Source organism: Rhizobium sp. CB3060, assembly GCF_025200735.1.
GTDB lineage: Bacteria > Pseudomonadota > Alphaproteobacteria > Rhizobiales > Rhizobiaceae > Rhizobium.
In genome coordinates, this window is the sequence record NZ_CP104158.1 from 1,277,144 (window position 1) to 1,294,833 (window position 17,690).

15 protein-coding genes are annotated in these 17,690 nt (G+C 59.2%); 11 read left to right on the plus strand and 4 right to left on the minus strand.

The genetic code is table 11. The annotated features are described in order from the left end of the window. The first annotated feature begins 15 nt into the window (after positions 1–15). The 5 genes from lpxD to lpxB are packed head-to-tail and all read left to right on the plus strand — an operon-like array spanning position 16 to position 4,422. Positions 16–1,083: a UDP-3-O-(3-hydroxymyristoyl)glucosamine N-acyltransferase gene (gene lpxD, locus N2601_RS06335; RefSeq protein WP_104822985.1), complete on the plus strand. Its 1,068-nt coding sequence runs from the start codon at positions 16–18 to the stop codon at positions 1,081–1,083. Further along, on the plus strand, positions 1,076–1,549 hold the full coding sequence (gene fabZ / locus N2601_RS06340) for a 3-hydroxyacyl-ACP dehydratase FabZ (RefSeq protein WP_028755031.1): 474 nt from the start codon (positions 1,076–1,078) through the stop codon (positions 1,547–1,549). Before lpxD ends, fabZ begins: the two co-directional genes overlap by 8 nt. Then, on the plus strand, positions 1,546–2,361 hold the full coding sequence (gene lpxA, locus N2601_RS06345; RefSeq protein WP_104822986.1) for an acyl-ACP--UDP-N-acetylglucosamine O-acyltransferase: 816 nt from the start codon (positions 1,546–1,548) through the stop codon (positions 2,359–2,361). Before fabZ ends, lpxA begins: the two co-directional genes overlap by 4 nt. A 1-nt stretch (position 2,362) precedes the next feature. Beyond that, positions 2,363–3,244 (plus strand): LpxI family protein, encoded by an 882-nt coding sequence (locus tag N2601_RS06350; RefSeq protein ID WP_104822987.1) that lies wholly within the window; start codon positions 2,363–2,365, stop codon positions 3,242–3,244. After that, positions 3,241–4,422: a lipid-A-disaccharide synthase gene (lpxB, locus tag N2601_RS06355; protein ID WP_104822988.1), complete on the plus strand. Its 1,182-nt coding sequence runs from the start codon at positions 3,241–3,243 to the stop codon at positions 4,420–4,422. The genes N2601_RS06350 and lpxB overlap by 4 nt, the downstream gene beginning before the upstream one ends. Before the next feature lie 30 nt (positions 4,423–4,452). On the opposite strand, the gene gltA is transcribed toward lpxB, so the two are convergent. Beyond that, on the minus strand, positions 4,453–5,742 hold the full coding sequence (gene gltA / locus N2601_RS06360; protein ID WP_104822989.1) for a citrate synthase: 1,290 nt from the start codon (positions 5,740–5,742) through the stop codon (positions 4,453–4,455). A 280-nt stretch (positions 5,743–6,022) separates the two neighbouring features. Here gltA and N2601_RS06365 point away from each other — a divergent pair, with 280 nt between their 5' ends. Further along, on the plus strand, positions 6,023–8,482 hold the full coding sequence (locus N2601_RS06365; protein WP_104822990.1) for a ComEC/Rec2 family competence protein: 2,460 nt from the start codon (positions 6,023–6,025) through the stop codon (positions 8,480–8,482). Here the strand turns inward: N2601_RS06365 and lexA are convergent. From lexA to N2601_RS06380, 3 genes are all read right to left on the minus strand, one after another. Further along, on the minus strand, positions 8,463–9,185 hold the full coding sequence (gene lexA / locus N2601_RS06370; RefSeq protein ID WP_104825086.1) for a transcriptional repressor LexA: 723 nt from the start codon (positions 9,183–9,185) through the stop codon (positions 8,463–8,465). The genes N2601_RS06365 and lexA overlap by 20 nt on opposite strands. Positions 9,186–9,578: 393 nt before the next feature. Then, the gene (locus N2601_RS06375) at positions 9,579–10,070 is read right to left on the minus strand and encodes a DUF2721 domain-containing protein (RefSeq protein WP_104822991.1); all 492 of its coding nucleotides are present in this window, start codon (positions 10,068–10,070) and stop codon (positions 9,579–9,581) included. Between the two features lie 105 nt (positions 10,071–10,175). Next, entirely contained in the window at positions 10,176–12,209 is a 2,034-nt protein-coding gene (locus N2601_RS06380) for a mechanosensitive ion channel family protein (RefSeq protein WP_104822992.1), read from the minus strand. Between the two features lie 538 nt (positions 12,210–12,747). On the opposite strand from N2601_RS06380, the gene N2601_RS06385 reads away from it, so the two are divergent. The 5 genes from N2601_RS06385 (at position 12,748) to pdhA (ending at position 17,682) form a co-directional block, all read left to right on the plus strand. After that, entirely contained in the window at positions 12,748–13,635 is an 888-nt protein-coding gene (locus N2601_RS06385) for a VOC family protein (protein ID WP_104822993.1), read from the plus strand. Then, positions 13,632–14,471, plus strand: coding sequence for a 3-deoxy-8-phosphooctulonate synthase (gene kdsA / locus N2601_RS06390; protein WP_104822994.1), 840 nt, complete (start codon positions 13,632–13,634; stop codon positions 14,469–14,471). Before N2601_RS06385 ends, kdsA begins: the two co-directional genes overlap by 4 nt. Positions 14,472–14,620: 149 nt before the next feature. Beyond that, positions 14,621–15,895 carry a phosphopyruvate hydratase gene (gene eno, locus N2601_RS06395; protein WP_104822995.1) on the plus strand — a complete coding sequence of 425 codons (1,275 nt, stop codon included), beginning with the start codon at positions 14,621–14,623 and terminating at the stop codon, positions 15,893–15,895. A 274-nt stretch (positions 15,896–16,169) separates the two neighbouring features. Next, positions 16,170–16,481 (plus strand): FtsB family cell division protein, encoded by a 312-nt coding sequence (locus N2601_RS06400; RefSeq protein ID WP_104822996.1) that lies wholly within the window; start codon positions 16,170–16,172, stop codon positions 16,479–16,481. Positions 16,482–16,638: 157 nt separating this feature from the next. Next, positions 16,639–17,682, plus strand: coding sequence for a pyruvate dehydrogenase (acetyl-transferring) E1 component subunit alpha (gene pdhA / locus N2601_RS06405; protein WP_104822997.1), 1,044 nt, complete (start codon positions 16,639–16,641; stop codon positions 17,680–17,682). Positions 17,683–17,690 lie beyond the last annotated feature (8 nt).

The window sequence follows — 17,690 nt, forward strand, 5'->3', positions numbered from 1 at the left end:
CTGGAGCTGGTGCTTATGGAACATATCGATTTTTTCCCGTCCCATGATGGCGTCAGCCTTCGTGCGCTGGCCGAGTATCTTGGGGCGGAACTTGCTGACGAGGCCTTTGCCGGCGTCGTCATCAAGTCCATCGCTCCCGTCTACCGGGCGGGCGAAGGCGACGTTTGCTACATTCTCTCCCGGAAGAATCGTGCGGAACTGGAGACCTGTCGGGCTTCGGCGATCATTTGCTTGCCGGCGCTGAAGTCTTTCGTTCCCGCGCATATCCCGGTCCTCCTTTCCAGAAAGCCGCACACGGATTTCGCGCTGGCGGGCGCTCTGCTGCATCCGCAAGCCATGCGTCCGGTTGCACTGACCTCTGCGCCAACGCTGATTTCGCCGGCGGCCTTCATCGATCCGACCGCCAAGCTTGAGGCTGACGTCGGCGTTGAGCCGTGCGCGGTTATCGGACCGGGTGCTGAGATCGGGGAGGGTACGCGCATCGGAGCCGGCGCGATGATCGGGCCGGGTGTCAAGATCGGGCGCAATTGCACGATCGGCGGCGGCGCCAGCGTGCTTTGCTCCTACCTCGGCAATGGCGTCATCATTCACAATGGCGCGCGTATCGGCCAGGATGGTTTTGGATATGCGCCAAGCCCGCGTGGTATGGTGAAGATCGTGCAGATCGGCCGTGTCATCATTCAGGACAATGTCGAGATCGGCGCCAATACCACGATCGATCGCGGCACCATGGATGACACTGTCATCGGCGAGGGCACCAAGATCGACAATCAGGTGCAGATCGGACATAACGTCCGCATCGGCCGCCACTGCGCGATCGTCAGCCAGGTCGGCATTGCCGGCAGCACGGTGATCGGCGACGGTGTGCAGATCGGTGGTCAGGCGGGCTTGAACGGCCATATTCATATCGGCGACGGTGTTCAGATCGGTGCCAAAAGCGGCGTGATGAACAGCATTCCGGCGGGCGAGCGCTATGCGGGCCTTCCGGCACGGCCATTGTGGGATTTTCTAAGAGAGTCGGCGGAGATCGCAAAACGGTCAGGAGCCAGAGAAAAGAAGGACGGGAGTGCGGAGCATGACTGAAGAAGCCAAGACGTCGCTGTCGTCGGCAGACGTCATCGAGATCATGAAGCTTTTGCCGCATCGCTATCCCTTCCTGATGGTCGACAAGATCATCGAGATCGATAGCGATAATTCCGCGATCGGCATCAAGAACGTCACCGCAAACGAACCGCAGTTTACCGGCCACTTCCCGGGATCGCCAATCATGCCGGGCGTTCTGCTCATCGAAGGTATGGCGCAGACGGCAGGCGCGATCTGCGCCCGCAAGGACGGAATCGGCGGCAATCTCGTCTACTTCATGACGATCGACAATGCCCGCTTCCGCAAGCCGGTCGTACCTGGCGATCGTGTTGAATTCCACGTTGTCAAGCTGAAGCAGCGCGGTACGATCTGGAAGTTCCATTGCGACGCCAAGGTCGATGGCTCGCTGGTTGCCGAGGCCGATATCGGCGCGATGATCGTACGGAAGGACCAAGAGCAGGCATGAGCAGTATTGCAAAAAGCGCGCGCATTCATAAGCTCGCGGTCGTTGAGGATGGAGCGGTCATCGGCGAGAATGTCGTCGTCGGCCCGTTCTGCCATGTCGGCCCCAAGGTCGTGTTGCATGATGCTGTTCAGCTCTTGACGCATGTGGTTGTGACCGGCCGGACGACGATCGGCAAGGGCACGAAGATATTCCCGATGGCGGTCGTCGGTGGCGATCCGCAGAGCGTGCATCACGGCGGCGAAGAGACGACGCTGGACGTCGGCGAGAATTGCACGATCCGCGAAGGCGTGACGATCAATACCGGTACCGCCGACTACGGCGGCAAGACCATCATCGGCAACAACAACCTGTTCCTTGCCAATTCCCACGTCGCCCATGATTGCCGCGTCGGCAACAACGTCATCATGTCGAACAATGTCATGCTGGCCGGGCATGTCACCGTCGAAGACCGCGCCATCCTCGGCGGTGGCTGCGCGGTGCATCAATTCACCCGCATCGGCCGTCAAGCCTTCATCGGCGGTCTTTCGGCCGCCAGCTATGACGTCATTCCCTATGGCATGCTGAACGGAAATCCAGGCGTACTCTCGGGTCTCAATATTGTCGGCATGACGCGCGCCGGAATTGAGCGCTCGGTCATCCATACGGTTCGTCGCGCCTATAAGAGCATTTTCGAAGGCGAAGGCTCGATCCGCGACAATGCGGCGGCGATCCGCGAAGAATATGCCGATTGTAAGGAAGTGATCGAGATCCTCGATTTCATCGCCGCCGAAAGTGATCGCGCATTGTCGTCACCCAATCGCGGTAAGGGCTGAGGTGGCCGCGAGCGGTCAAAACCATGCGGGCAGGCTGGCGATCATCGCAGGCAGCGGCTTTTTGCCGGCCTATGTTGCCGATGCCGCCCGGCAGGCAGGCGAAAATCCCGTTATCATTGCGCTGACGGATGAGGCGGATCGCGACTGGTCCGCTTTCGATCATGCCAATCTCGGCGTCGGCAATTTTGCCGGCCTGGAGGCCATGTTTCGCCGCTATGGAGTCGACCGGGTCGTCATGTCCGGCGCTGTCGCGCGTCGTCCGCCCTGGCGCGATGTGCGTCCGACCTGGCGCGTGATCAAGGAATTGCCGTCGACCATCCGCACCCTTCTTTCCGGCGGCGACAATGCTGTGCTGCAGATGGTTATCCGTTTGATCGAGGCCGGCGGTGTCCGCGTCGTCGGCGCGCATGAGATCGCGCCGGATCTGCTGGCGACCACCGGGCCGCTCGGCCGTTTCTCGCCATCGGAAGAGGATCTGCGCGATATCGCGCAGGGAGCGAAGGCAGCCATTGCCCTTGGATTGCTGGATGTCGGGCAGGGTGCCGTCAGCGTCGGCGGCCGTGTCGTGGCGCTGGAGGGCGCCGAGGGCACAGACAAGATGATCGAGCGCGTCTCCGGTTTGCGAGCCGAAGGGCGCATATCGGCGCGTCGCCGGGGCGTATTGGTGAAGCTCTGCAAGCCGCAGCAGGACGTGCGCGCCGACCTTCCGTCGATCGGGGTTTCGACCGTGTTCAACGCAAAGAAGGCCGGCCTTGCCGGCGTCGCCGTCGAGGCGGGCAGGGCGCTGGTGCTGGAGCGCGAAGCGGTCATTGCGGCTGCCGACGAAGCCGGGCTGTTCGTCTGCGGCATCGATCGCGGCCTTAGCGCGGAGGGCTTTATGTGAGCGGTGTGCCGTTAAAGCTTGCCGTCGTAGCCGGCGAGGTCTCCGGCGATCTGCTCGGCGGCGATCTCGTCGCGGCATTGAAGCAACGTTACGATGGCGCCGTCGAACTGATCGGCGTTGGTGGCGATGCCCTGGAAGCACAGGGTCTGCGTTCGCTTTTTGATTATTCCGAACTGTCGATCATGGGTTTTGCGCAGGTCATCAAGCGACTGCCGAAACTGCTTGCCCGCATCCGCCAGACGACGGACGCCATTATCGCAGCCAAGCCGGACGTGCTCCTGATCATCGATAGCCCGGATTTCACCCATCGCGTTGCCAAGAAGGTGCGCGCGGCGCTGCCGGACTTGCCGGTCGTCGACTATGTCTGCCCGAGCGTGTGGGCGTGGAAAGAATATCGCGCGCAGAAAATGCTCGCCTATGTCGATCATGTCCTCGCCATCCTGCCGTTCGAGCCGGCAGCGATGCAGCGCTTGGCGGGGCCGGCCACGACCTATGTCGGCCATCGGCTGACGGTGGATTCGAGCTTGGTCGAAACCCGCCGCCGGCGTGCGCTTCGCCCTTTCGGCGCGCCTGACGGAGAAAAGACGATCCTGTTGCTTCCCGGTTCGCGTTCCTCGGAAATCCGTCAGCTTCTGCCGGTTTTCGAGCAGGCGGTAACGGAGCTTAGCCGGCGAAACGATCGCGTTCGTTACGTGTTGCCGACCGTTCCGCGACAGGAGGCATTGGTGCGCTCCCTCCTTGAAAACTGGCGCGTCAAGCCAGATGTCTTCGTCGGCCAGGATGCCAAATGGAACGCTTTCGCGGAAGCGGATGCGGCGATGGCGGCTTCCGGCACCGTGGTGCTGGAATTGGGCCTTGCGGGCGTTCCCGTCGTCTCGGCCTACAAGACGGAATGGCTTGCCCGATTCGTACTCTCGCGCATCAAGACCTGGACGGCAGCTCTGCCGAATTTGATTGCCGACTATGCCGTCGTGCCCGAACTGATCAACGATGTGCTGCGCCCCGGTCTGCTGGCGCGCTATATGGAGCGGCTGTCGAGCGATACGCCCGAGCGTGCAGCCATGCTTCAGGGTTACGATCTGGTCTGGCAGCGGATGCAGACCGAGGAGCCGCCCGGCGAAAAGGCCGCGGCGATCGTTCTCGATGTCCTGTCCAAGAAAAAACCCGGCCATTTCTGACCGGGTTTTTTGTTGTCTCGCTTCTTCGGCTTAACGCTTGGAAACCGGAACGTATTCGCGCTGCGGTTCGCCGGTATAGAGCTGGCGCGGGCGGCCGATACGCTGTTCCGGATCTTCGATCATCTCGTTCCACTGGGCGATCCAGCCGACGGTGCGGGCAAGCGCAAACAGCACCGTGAACATGGTCGTGGGGAAGCCGAGAGCCTTCAGCGTGATGCCGGAGTAGAAGTCGACATTCGGGTAAAGCTTCTTCTCGATGAAATAGTCATCGGTCAGCGCGATACGCTCCAGTTCGATCGCGATGTCGAGCAGCGGATCGTCCTTAATGCCGAGTTCGCCGAGAACCTCGTGCGCCGTCTTCTGCATGATCTTGGCGCGCGGATCGTAGTTCTTGTAGACGCGATGACCGAAGCCCATCAGCCGGAACGGATCGTTCTTGTCCTTGGCGCGGGCGATATATTCCGGAATGCGGTCAACCGTGCCGATTTCCGTCAGCATGTTGAGCGCAGCTTCGTTGGCGCCGCCGTGAGCGGGACCCCAGAGGCAGGCGATGCCGGCGGCGACGCAAGCGAAGGGATTGGCGCCGGAAGAGCCCGCGAGGCGAACCGTCGATGTCGACGCATTCTGCTCGTGATCGGCGTGCAGGATGAAGATGCGGTCCATGGCGCGGGCAAGCACCGGGTTGACCACATATTCCTCGCAGGGCACGGCAAAGCACATGCGCAGGAAGTTCGACGCATAATCGAGGTCGTTCTTCGGGTAAACGAAGGGCTGGCCGATATGGTACTTGTAAGCCATGGCGGCAAGCGTCGGCATCTTGGCGATCATGCGCAGGCTTGCGACCATGCGCTGGTGCGGATCGGTGATGTCGGTGGAGTCGTGATAGAAGGCCGACAGAGCGCCGACGCAGCCGCACATGACGGCCATCGGATGCGCATCGCGACGGAAGCCGGTGAAGAAGCGAGACATCTGTTCATGCACCATGGTGTGGTGCACGACCCGGTAGTCGAAGTCCTTCTTCTGGGCTGCGGTCGGCAATTCGCCGTAGAGCAGCAGGTAACAGACTTCGAGGAAGTCGCCGTGTTCGGCAAGCTGTTCGATCGGATAACCGCGATGCAGCAGAACGCCTTCGTCGCCATCAATAAAGGTGATGCTGGATTCGCACGACGCAGTCGAAGTGAAGCCAGGATCGTAGGTGAAAGTGGAGGTGTTCTTATAAAGGGCACCAATATCAATGACACTTGGGCCGATGGTTCCGGACTTAACCGGCAAATCCACCGTCTTTTCACCCCAAGTTAGTTTCGCGCTTTGTTCCGTCATGCTGATCCTCCAAGATTTGGCGGGATTGGCGCCTTAAAAAGCGCCAAAGGGTTAAGCGACTAACGATTAGCTATATGATCCAGAGCCTAATGCCAAGTTATCCTTACGCCTATTTGTGCATTGCAGTATCAACTTTTGGGCACTGCGGTAGAAGGGACCGTTTTGCGCAAGCGTGAATTAGCGTCTTTTGTCGGCGATGATGCCGATTTCAGTTGAAATCACTGGCCGGTGACGGCAAAACTCCCGCTATAGCTGTAGTTTTGCGTGGGCGCTGGAATATATGCCTAATTTAGAGGCACCGGATCCGCAGGTAGATAGTCGGGAATTGGCTGCGGTTGCCGTGCGCGAGCAGGGCGTGGGCGCCGTTATTTCTCGTGCCAAAGCGTCGCGGCCGGAGCGGACACAGGACCACGCCGCGCTTATTGCCCGTCTTCGCCTCGCGGCGGGCAGCATCCGACTCGGCATTTACCATTTAGCCGAAGAAGAGGCGGCGCACGGTCGCGCGATGCTATTTGCGCCGGTCTACATCGGCGCCGGCGCGATCGTCTGGTTCTCAGTCGGAGCCGATCCGCCGCCGCAGGCTGTTTTTACGGCCCTCCTTATCTTCGCTGTCGCATTCTTCCGCCAGCAGCAGGCGGGGCGAGTGCTACAGCACATATTGTTTGCCGGCATGCTGGTGTGCTCCGGCATGGCTCTGGCGCAATGCGAAACCTGGCGCGCATCGACGGTGATGCTCGACTCTGCGGTGACGACCACCATCACCGGGCGGATCGAACGGCGTGAAGCCGACGACAAGGGCCGTTGGCGCTATGTCGTCGCCCTGGAGGCAACGGAAAAACCGACCATTCGCAGGCCGCCGGCGCAGATCACCATTTTCGTGCGCAAACAGCTCCAGCCCTTCGAACTCGGCGACCGCATTCAGGGTAGAGCGCGGTTGACGCCGCCGGCCGGACCTGCCTTGCCCGGCCTCAACGATTTCGCCTTCAGCGCCTATTTCGATGGCACCGGCGCGAATGGCTTTGCCTATGGAACGCCGACACTATTGTCACCGACTGGTGATGTAGTTCAGGGATCGGTCCTCGACAAGGCGGATATCTGGCTTGCCGGTTTGCGCAGCCATATCGGCGATAGAATCAGGACGCTTTTGCCCGGAGACACCGGCGCCTTTGCGGCTTCGCTTGTCACCGATGAGAGACGAGCGATCTCAGACGATACGACGGAAGCGCTGCGGACCTCGGGTCTTGCGCATATCATTGCCATCTCCGGCCTGAACATGGCGCTCTCCGCGGGCATCTTTTATGTCGGTTTACGCTACGCCCTCAGTCTGTTTTTCGGCGTGGCACAGGCTTGGCCAACAAAGAAGATTGCGGCCTTCGGCGCGCTAGTTACAGTGACGGCTTATTATCTCATTTCCGGCTTCGGGGTATCCGCGGAGCGTGCCTTCATCATGATGGCTATCATGCTGATCGCCGTGCTCTTCGACCGACCATCCATTAGCCTGCGCAACGTGGCGCTATCGGCGATAGTCATTCTCATACTGTCGCCTTCGCAGGCGCTCGGACCAAGTTTTCAGATGTCTTACGCCGCGACCCTGGCGTTGGTGTCCGGCTATTCGCTCTGGGCGAGGAGGCCGCATCGGGAGAGCGTTCTCTCCCGGTTCCGGGTCATGCGTCCGCTGCTCTTCGTTTCCCGTTTCTTCGGAAGCATATTGTCGACCTCTTTTATAGGCGGCGCATCGACGGCAATCTTCTCGATAGAACATTTTCACCGGTTGGCGACATATGGCCTCGTTGCCAATCTGGCGGCTATGCCGGTCGTCTCCTTTGTCGTCATGCCGTTTGGCATGGCGGCGACGCTACTGATGCCATTTGGCGTTGATGCCCCTTTCTGGCAGATAACCGGCTGGGGACTTGATGTCGTCATCGTCATTGCCAAAACGGTTGCCGCCTGGGGCGGTAATATTCCCTTCGGCCGGCTGCCGGTCTGGCTGTTCCCGACGGTCATAGCCGGCTTCTTGCTGATGACCTTGCTGAGAACATGGCTGCGACATGCAGGTGCGCTCTTGATCACCGGTTCGGTCGCAGTCGTGGCGCTCGGCCCCGGTGTCCTGAAGCCTGATCTCATGATCTCCGAGGACGGCACGCTGGTCGCCTTGTTGCGCAACGGTGCGTTGACGACAAACCGCGAAAAACCGCCGGATTTCATCTTCGAGCAATGGCAAAGAGCATTGGCGATCACCGAGCAGCAACCGCCAACGATGCTTCCGCCGGATAGTCAGCTCCCCAAAATCAGCAAATCAGACAAGCATCGTCGCCTGAATTCCGAAGAACAGAGCGCCGTTCGAAAGGCGATGGATGCGGCATTAGACGCGGCCGGGCCGGGCGGTTTCGCCTGCCAAAAAGGTGCATGGTGCGTGGCAATGCTGGATAATGGCGACATGCTTGTCACCATTGAAGATGCCGCCTATCTCGCTCCGGCCTGCGACACGGCCAATATCGTCATCACCTCCGTACGGCTGCGTCTTGATCGCTGCCGCTCTGGCGCCACGCTCTTCACAGGTGCAACATTGCGCCGCACAGGGTCCATCGAAATGAGCCTTAGCACCGATAAACCGATAATGACGGCAGCGTTTGAAAACCTTTCGCGGCCATGGAGCCTGCATCGCTCCTACGACTGGCGAACAGACACTTTTGGCGCGCCGCTCAAGCCGGCGTCACCGGTCAGTGATAGCGGCGAATGAGACCGACGAGCTTGCCTTGTACCTTCACTCGATCCGGCCCAAAGATGCGGGTTTCGTAAGCAGGGTTTGCCGCTTCAAGCGCGATCGAGGCTCCCTTGCGGCGGAAGCGCTTCAATGTCGCCTCTTCATCATCGACGAGAGCGACGACGATGTCGCCGGGATTGGCGGTCGTGGCGTTGCGGATGATGACGGTATCGCCGTCAAAGATGCCGGCATCGATCATGGAGTCGCCCTTGACCTCCAGCGCATAATGCTCGCCGGAGCCGAGCATGTCGGCGGGAACGGTGATGTCGTGAGTATTGTTCTGGATGGCCGAGATCGGAACGCCGGCGGCAATGCGGCCCATGACGGGTACCGAAACCGAACTGTTGTTGTCCTCACTCACCGGCTTGGTGGGTGCGGGCGGCGGCACAAGTTGCGGCTTGCCAAGGCTACCCTCGATGACGCTTGGCGAAAAGCCGCGGCGAGGCTGCAGGCTCGGGCTATAGGCCTCCGGTAGCTTGATGACCTCCAGCGCCCGGGCCCGGTTCGGCAGGCGACGGATGAAGCCGCGTTCTTCCAAAGCCGTGATGAGACGGTGAATACCGGATTTGGACGCAAGGTCCAGCGCATCTTTCATCTCGTCGAAAGATGGCGGAACACCGGACTCCTTCATTCGTTCGTGAATGAAGAGAAGCAGTTCCTGCTGCTTGCGCGTCAACATCGTTTTGAACCTCGGGACTGAGAAGGTGTCGTGAAACAAATCCAGAACGGACACTATATGTTCCATATGTGTTCCGCAAGCCCTTAAATTTCGGTGAACATTTTGTAGGTGCATCAAATAAATGGGAACATAACAGGTCCCGGGCAGATGACTTTTTTCCCGGCACCTTCAAACTAAATAGCAGAAATATATGCGGAATCGGGCGAAGCAAAATTTCGGACGATCCCAAAACGGATTATCTCCAAGGCGGCGAAAAGCCATGTTCTTCGTTCTATAAGCTCTTTGGAGGACGACACTCTCCGAACCATGGAGAGCAAGCTATGGATCTGACTGGGAATCCGGATTTCTGAGGGGCCGGGATTGGTGCCATCCGTAGTAATATTCGATGGGATATCAATAGGTTGAACTTTTCCTCGAACTCCCGTGCCGGTGCTCGAGCAAGGTACGGTCGTTGGCGATCTGCCTTAGCATGCTGCGCCCGGCCAGAATCATCTCGACGAGAAAGGCCACAAAGGCGCCCATGAGTGCGAAGACGGCAAGGCCAAAGAGCCAGAGCAGCAATTGCTCGCGAAATTGCTGTCGAATTGCACCGCCCATGAGGCCGAGCGTCGCAAGGCATGTGAACACGCCCGATGCCGTGCCGAGCAGAACTGCGATCTCCAGCGCCAATGTTCGCCGTCGCAGATAATAGAGCTGCAGCAACCGCGTTTCATCCGGGTCCTCAGAGGTCACCCGTTCGAAAAGGCTGTTGACCCGGTCGGAGACGCGGGCGAGCCTGGCCGAGAAGACATTGAGGCACCCGGCGGTGCCCGCCAGCAGAAAGACCGGTGTCAGCGCTATTTGAATAACGTGCGCGGCAATAGACGTCAGATGGTCATTCAGCACATTGGATCTCCTTTCTGTCCAACGTCATCCGGTATCGGCTCCAGGGTTGTCGCCTTGCCAAAGAGGGCGCGGAGATGAGGCTGGTGACTGATCTCGCGCGAACGTTCAGGTCGGCGGCGCTGCCGATTGCGTCATTTGCTCAGCGATCTTCTTTCTCTGCAGTGTCATGGCTGCGATCGCGGCATCGGATTTTTCCTCGCCACCCACCTGCACTGTCGGCTGAGCGAAGTCGATGCCGTTTTCCATGAAGGCGTCGCGGATCATGGTATAGGCCTGGCGCCGTATGTAGGTTTGCCGACCGGGGAGGGCGGTAAAAGCAAAGCTCAGTTCGATACCGAAGTCGCCAATTTGCTCCACCCCCTTCATTTTCAGGGTCTCAAGAATCTGCGGTCCGATTTCCGGATCTTCTTTCAACTGCTCTCCGATTTGCTTGACGATCCTTTTCGCCTTGGCGACGTCGGTATTGAACGGAACCCGTAGCAGGAATTTATCGATCGCCCAGTCGCGGCTCATGTTCTGAACGGCGCCGAGTTCGCCGAAGGGAACTGTGAACACCGGACCATGATGATGTCGAAGCCTGACGGAACGCAGGCTGAACGATTCCACGGTTCCCTTGTAGCTGCCGCTTTGAACGTATTCGCCGACGCGGAAGGCATCGTCCATCAGGTAGAAAATGCCGCTGACGATATCCTTGACGAGCGTTTGCGAGCCGAAGCCGATCGCCACGCCGAATATGCCGGCCCCCGCAATCAACGGCCCGATCTGCACGCCCATTTCGGACAGCACGGTGAGGACGGCGGCTGCGATAACGATGGCTGCCAGTGCGTTGCGGAAGATCGGCAACAGGGTGCGAAGGCGGCCCGCGCGCGCGGCTTCCGCCGATGGCGAGGAGGCACTGCTATCGGCGGCGCTCAATTTCTCGTCAATGAATGCCCTCGACAATTGCCAGCAGAGATCGGCCAAAATCAGAACGACGACGCTCTTCAGCGCACCGCGAACAGCGGCGTCGATCGCCGGATTTTCTCGTGCGAGGATGTTGGGATCATAGTGCCAGACGACGGTAATCCAGGCGACCGCGGCTACGATGACGAGCGCCCGCGCACCGCGGATGGCCAGCACCATGCGCGCACTGTTCTTGTTGTCACCAGGCCAGCGTCCCTTTGCGAATGCTTCGGCCGTCCGTCCGACGGCAGTCAATAGCCCCGGAAGAACAACGACATAGATGCCAAGCCAGAAAAGGCCGACGAAGTTGGCCACCCAAAGAAGCCAGAGGCAGGCAACGTAGAGTGAATAAAGGATGTTCATAAGCGTCAGCTGTCGGGCAGCGGTTTCCTTGCCCGGTCGCCGCCATACGGCTTCGAGCGTAATCAGCAATAGGAGAATGGAGAACCCGTGGGAGACGACGGTGCCGACATCTCCGTCGATGGAGAGCGGTCTGGTCAGCGACGTCGTGGCGCCGGCTATCGCCAAAACGGCAATGAAGAGACAAGCCCTACGATAGCCGAAGGCCGACAGAGAGCCCGCGTCCATCGATAGTCTGCAGACGGCAAATGCGAGGCGAGCGGCAATGAATGCCGTCAGATAAAACAGGATCACCACATGCAGTAGCGGCGGCCAGTCAATGGCTAGGAAAATGGCGGAGCTGACGAGGGTGAAAGTAATCCACGGTCCTAATTCTCCGATCGTATGTGCGACAAGAGGATTTGGAAACTGGGCTTTCAGGACGGTTTTCTTGAAAAACCATTCCGCAGCGAGACCGACGCAGACCAATGCGGCGAACATGACGACGGCAGGCGCAAAGCCGTTGTTCCTTGCCTGCTCACGCACCCTGCTCGCTGCAGCGGCGAGCTGCCCCGGTACATTGGGAATCGCCGACCGTAGCGCCTTATATCGGGCGCGAGCGCGGGCCTCTCCGGTTTCGACCAGCGTCGCCGTCGCCGAAGGTGCCGGCTGTTGCTCGGCTGCTTGCCGCTTTTCCAGCCATTGGCGCAGCTCCGGATCATTCATCAGACGCAGCAATTCCGATAGCTTTGCAGGCGGTGCTGTGGGGGCCGTTTCGGGGGTCTGCGCGTGGCACAGTTGCGGCGCAATAGCCGTGAAAACAAGGATAAGTGCAACGGCGACCAAGCCGCTGGGCATAAGGGAAATCAAGCGAGCGACAGAATCCGTGAACCTTCGGACGTGGCCCACCAGGGCCAGACAAAGAGAAGCCGTCAAATGTAAGACCGGGCGTATGGGCGCCCCCTCGACGAGCATCAAGCGCATGTCTCCCCCAAGCACCCGACAATCAGATTGAGTACTGCTGCAAAGATAGAAGTAACGACGGGCCGCTTTTCTGCCTTTCCGAGATCGGATGGTGAATTGCGTTGCCGTTGGACAATCCGAACTGAAGAATGCGCGTCTTTGTCTTGCTGCCGGGAAACGGACTTTTCGGCGCTATCCTCACCCGTATCACTTACCTGTTGCCGCACTACAGGTCATTTATTGCAGTATGATGCGGATATTGCTCGAATTATTGCCCTCTCACAAGGGAGAGTTTGGTGCCAGCACATATATAATTCGGCTAGTTCGCGTGCGGATTTTTGCGGGAGCGCTCTTCTGTCGTCTGCTCCGACGCTTTGATCTTGAATTGAGCGGCAGATGGGCGCAAACCTGCCGACGAATGAAGGGGGAGACCATGACCTCATCGCCGCATCCGCTGGATCATCTCGTTCTGCCGACGGTCAATATCGCCTTGGCGCGGGAGCGGCTGGGCAAGCTTGGTTTCACCGTAGCGTCCGATGCCCGACATCCCTTCGGCACGGAGAATGCCTGCGTTTTCTTTGCTGACAGGACCTATCTGGAACCCTTGGGTGTTGCATCGCAGGAGCAGTGCGAGGCGAGCGTGGGGGAGGGCAATGTTTTCGTCGCCCGCGACCAAGCCTACCGTTTTCGCATCGGCGATGAGGGATTTTCGGCCGTCGTTTTCGGCACGGACGACGCGGTCGCCGATGACGAACGATTCCGGGTCAACACCATATCAGCCGGAAACATGCTGGATTTTGCCCGGCCGATGCGTATGCCGGATGGCTCGGAGGTGACGGCAGGTTTCCGTCTTGCTTTCGCAGCCGATTTGCGTTCGCCGGATTTCTTCACCTTCTGCTGCCAGCGCATCAATCCATTGCCGGCCGATCGCGGCGCCCTGGAGCGGCATGCCAATGGCGTGACCGGCATAGCAAGGGTTGCCGTCTCGGCGCCGAATCCGGCTGCGTTCCGTGGCTTTTTCGAGCAGGTCGTCGATGGACCAAAGATATCGGATCATTCCTTCGGCTTGACGATCCACGCGGCCAATACCGGGATCGAGGTTCTGACCCCGGAGGGCATGGAAGCCTTCTACGATCTATCCTTGTCGGGGGACGATCCCGGCCTTCGCGCACGGGCAATCCTTTTCAAGACGCGCGATCTTTCCGTGACATCGTCGCATTTGGCTGCTAACGGCGTCACATACACGCGTAAGAACAATCGTATTTTGGCAAAGCCCGCCCCCGGACAGGGCGCGTTGTTCGCCTTCGAGGAGATAGCATGAGCACCAATTCCGAAGTGATCGTCGGCGAGGGCGCATCCAAGGTTCTGTTTTCCAATAGCGCCAAGCTGTCGCTGATCGCCGGCCCCTGCCAGATGGAAAGCCGCGATCATGCCTTCATGATCGCCGGCGTGTTGAAGGAACTCTGCGACAAGCTCGGTATCGGTCTTGTCTACAAGTCGTCCTTCGACAAGGCGAACCGCACGTCGCTCTCCGGCAAGCGCGGCATCGGGCTGGAAAAGGCATTGGAGGTCTTTGCCGATCTCAAGAAGGAATATGGCTTTCCCGTCTTGACCGACATCCATACGGAAGAACAGTGCGCCATTGTCGCCAAGACGGTCGATATTCTGCAAATCCCGGCCTTTCTGTCGCGCCAGACCGATCTTCTTGTCGCAGCCGCCAAGACCGGCCGCGTCGTCAACATCAAGAAGGGTCAGTTCCTCGCGCCCTGGGACATGAAGAACGTGCTCGCCAAGCTGAATGAGAGCGGCAATCCCAATGTGCTTCTGTGCGAGCGCGGCGCGTCCTTCGGTTACAATACGCTCGTTTCCGACATGCGCTCGCTGCCGATCATGGCGGCGATGGGTGCGCCGGTGATTTTCGATGCGACGCATTCCGTACAGCAGCCGGGCGGACAGGGTGGTTCGACGGGCGGCGACCGCCGATTCGTCGAAACCCTGGCGCGCGCAGCGGTCGCTGTCGGCGTCGCCGGCCTCTTCGTCGAGACGCATGAGGATCCGGACAATGCCCCTTCGGACGGTCCGAACATGGTTTATCTGAAGGACATGCCGCGGCTTCTGGAAAAGCTGCTTGCCTTCGACGCGATCGCCAAGGCCTGAGAAATGGGAGGCGTTCAACAGGCTGACATGAATTTGCGCTACGCGGCCTGTAGGCGCTTCAATCGAGGATGCGGGGCGGCATTGTAATTTCCGCACCTTCGACTTAGACAGATTTCAATCGATTATAACCCAGCGAGCAGGAAGCTATCATGACCGCAATCACCGACATTATCGCCCGCGAGATTCTCGACAGCCGTGGCAATCCCACCGTCGAAGTCGATGTGTACCTGGAAGACGGCAGCATGGGCCGCGCTGCCGTTCCGTCGGGCGCTTCGACCGGCGCGCATGAAGCCGTCGAAGTTCGCGACGGCGGCAAGCGTTATCATGGCAAGGGTGTCGAGAAGGCCGTCGAAGCCGTCAACACCGAGATCTTCGATGCGATCGGCGGCATTGACGCGGAAAACCAGATCCAGATCGACAACATCATGATCGAGCTCGACGGCACGCCGAATAAGTCGCGCCTCGGTGCCAACGCCATCCTCGGCGTATCGCTCGCAACTGCCAAGGCTGCCGCCCAGAGCGCCAACCTGCCGCTCTACCGTTACGTCGGCGGCGCTCACGCCCGCCTGCTGCCGGTTCCGATGATGAACATCATCAACGGCGGCGCTCATGCCGATAACCCGATCGACTTCCAGGAATTCATGATCCTGCCGGTCGGCGCAGATACCCTTCGCGACGCCGTCCGCATGGGCTCGGAAATCTTCCACGTCCTCAAGAAGGAACTGGCATCGCAGGGCCACAACACCAATGTCGGCGACGAAGGCGGTTTCGCGCCCGGCCTTTCCAGCGCGCCGGCTGCGCTCGACTTCATCATGAAGTCCATCGAAAAGGCCGGCTACAAGCCCGGCGAAGAAATCGCTCTCGGCCTCGACTGCGCTTCGACGGAATTCTTCAAGGACGGCAAGTACGTTCTGGAAGGTGAAGGCCGCACGCTGGAATCCGGTGCCATGGCCGAGTACCTCGCCGAACTCGCCGCCAAATATCCGATCATCTCGATCGAAGACGGCATGGCCGAAGACGATTGGGAAGGCTGGAAGATCCTGACCGAACTGACCGGCAAGAAGACGCAGCTCGTCGGCGACGACCTGTTCGTCACCAACTCGGCTCGTCTGCGCGATGGTATCCGCATGGGTGTGGCCAACTCGATCCTCGTCAAGGTCAACCAGATTGGCTCGCTGACGGAAACGCTTGACGCCGTCGAAACCGCGCACAAGGCCAACTACACGGCCGTCATGTCGCACCGTTCCGGCGAAACCGAAGATTCGACCATTGCCGATCTCGCTGTTGCCACCAACTGCGGTCAGATCAAGACCGGCTCGCTGTCGCGCTCGGATCGTCTTGCCAAGTACAACCAGCTCATCCGCATCGAAGAAGCGCTCGGCCCGCAGGCTCAATATGCCGGCCGTTCCATCCTTCGCGGCTGATAATGCATACCCCTGAAAATCCAAGGGATTTTCGCAAAGGCCTATTCTGCGTCGGGTAACAATCCGAGTCGCCTTATAAGCCAATAATTTCCAGCTCTTGAACCGCGCCTTCGGGCGCGGTTTTTTGTTGGAAAAATGGCAGAGTCAACGGATGGTTAATCTCTGGCGGCTAGTGTTGTCATAGATGTTTGATTTAGCATGATCTTATCCGGAAACCCGTTGTGCGGACCTGAGGTCGGGATCATTCTCGGTAGAGCCTTTTGAGCAAGCGAGTATGTGGACAAAATATCATAAGAAGAGAAAGTTCGGCCGTTTCGTTCTCCCCGCTATCACGGTCGCCTTCGTGAGCTATTTCGGCTACCACTGCGTTCACGGCGACTACGGTCTGAAGGCAACCGAGGTTTTCGAGAAGCAGCGCATCGACCGCGGCAAAGAGCTTGCCGATCTCGTCGCCAGGCGCGAACACCTTGAAAAGGAAGTAGCTTTGCTCAGCGATGGCTCGCTGGACAAGGATATGCTCGACCAATATGCGCGCTATCAACTGACCTATTCCAAAGCCGACGAGATCGTTATTTTCAACAAATAGCCGCAATTAACCGAATTTCGGTTAATTGCCTTTTTTGTAAGCATATCAATCGCTTGCAAAGAATATGAGCCATGCAATTATAGCATTGCTGTGGCGAGCAATCTTCCCTATGTTACGCGGCACTACAAAACGAGGCTACTCACATAGGGAGGGTTGAATGGCGCCGCGAAAAACCGCGTCCGTTTCCAGCCGTAAGACAACATCCAAGCCTGTCAAAGACACCAATGGTGGTGCGATCGCGGATTTCGACCGCGATGAGGAGCTCAAGGCCTATCGTGAGATGCTCCTGATCCGCCGCTTCGAAGAGAAGGCCGGCCAGCTCTACGGCATGGGCTTCATCGGCGGTTTCTGTCACCTTTACATTGGCCAGGAAGCTGTCGTCGTCGGCATGCAACTGGCGCTGAAGGAAGGCGATCAGGTCATCACCGGCTACCGCGACCACGGTCACATGCTGGCAACCGGCATGAGCGCCCGCGGCGTTATGGCCGAGCTTACCGGACGCCGGGGCGGCTATTCCCGAGGGAAGGGTGGCTCCATGCACATGTTCTCCAAGGAAAAGAACTTCTACGGCGGCCACGGCATCGTCGGCGCGCAGGTCGCGCTCGGCACGGGCCTCGGCTTCGCCAACTGGTACCGCGGCAATGACAATGTCAGCGTCGCCTATTTCGGCGATGGCGCCGCCAACCAGGGCCAGGTCTCCGAAAGCTTCAACATGGCGCAGCTCTGGAAGCTGCCGGTGATCTACGTGATCGAGAACAACCGTTACGCCATGGGCACGTCGACGGCGCGCGCCACCGCGCAGGCGGACTTCTCCAAGCGCGGCTCCTCCTTCGGCATTCCCGGCATTCAGGTCGACGGCATGGATGTCCGCGCCGTCAAGGCCGCTGCCGACGAAGCTGTCGAATATTGCCGGTCCGGCAAGGGCCCGATCATTCTGGAAATGCTGACCTATCGCTACCGCGGCCATTCCATGTCGGACCCGGCCAAGTATCGGTCCAAGGACGAAGTGCAGAAGATGCGCTCCGAGCATGACCCGATCGAGCAGGTTCGCGCCCGCCTTCTGGAAAAGGGCTGGGCGTCGGAAGACGATCTGAAGGCGATCGACAAGGATGTCCGCGATATCGTCGCCGACAGTGCCGATTTCGCCCAGAACGATCCGGAGCCGGATGCTTCCGAGCTCTACACCGACATTCTGCTCTAAATCGGGGA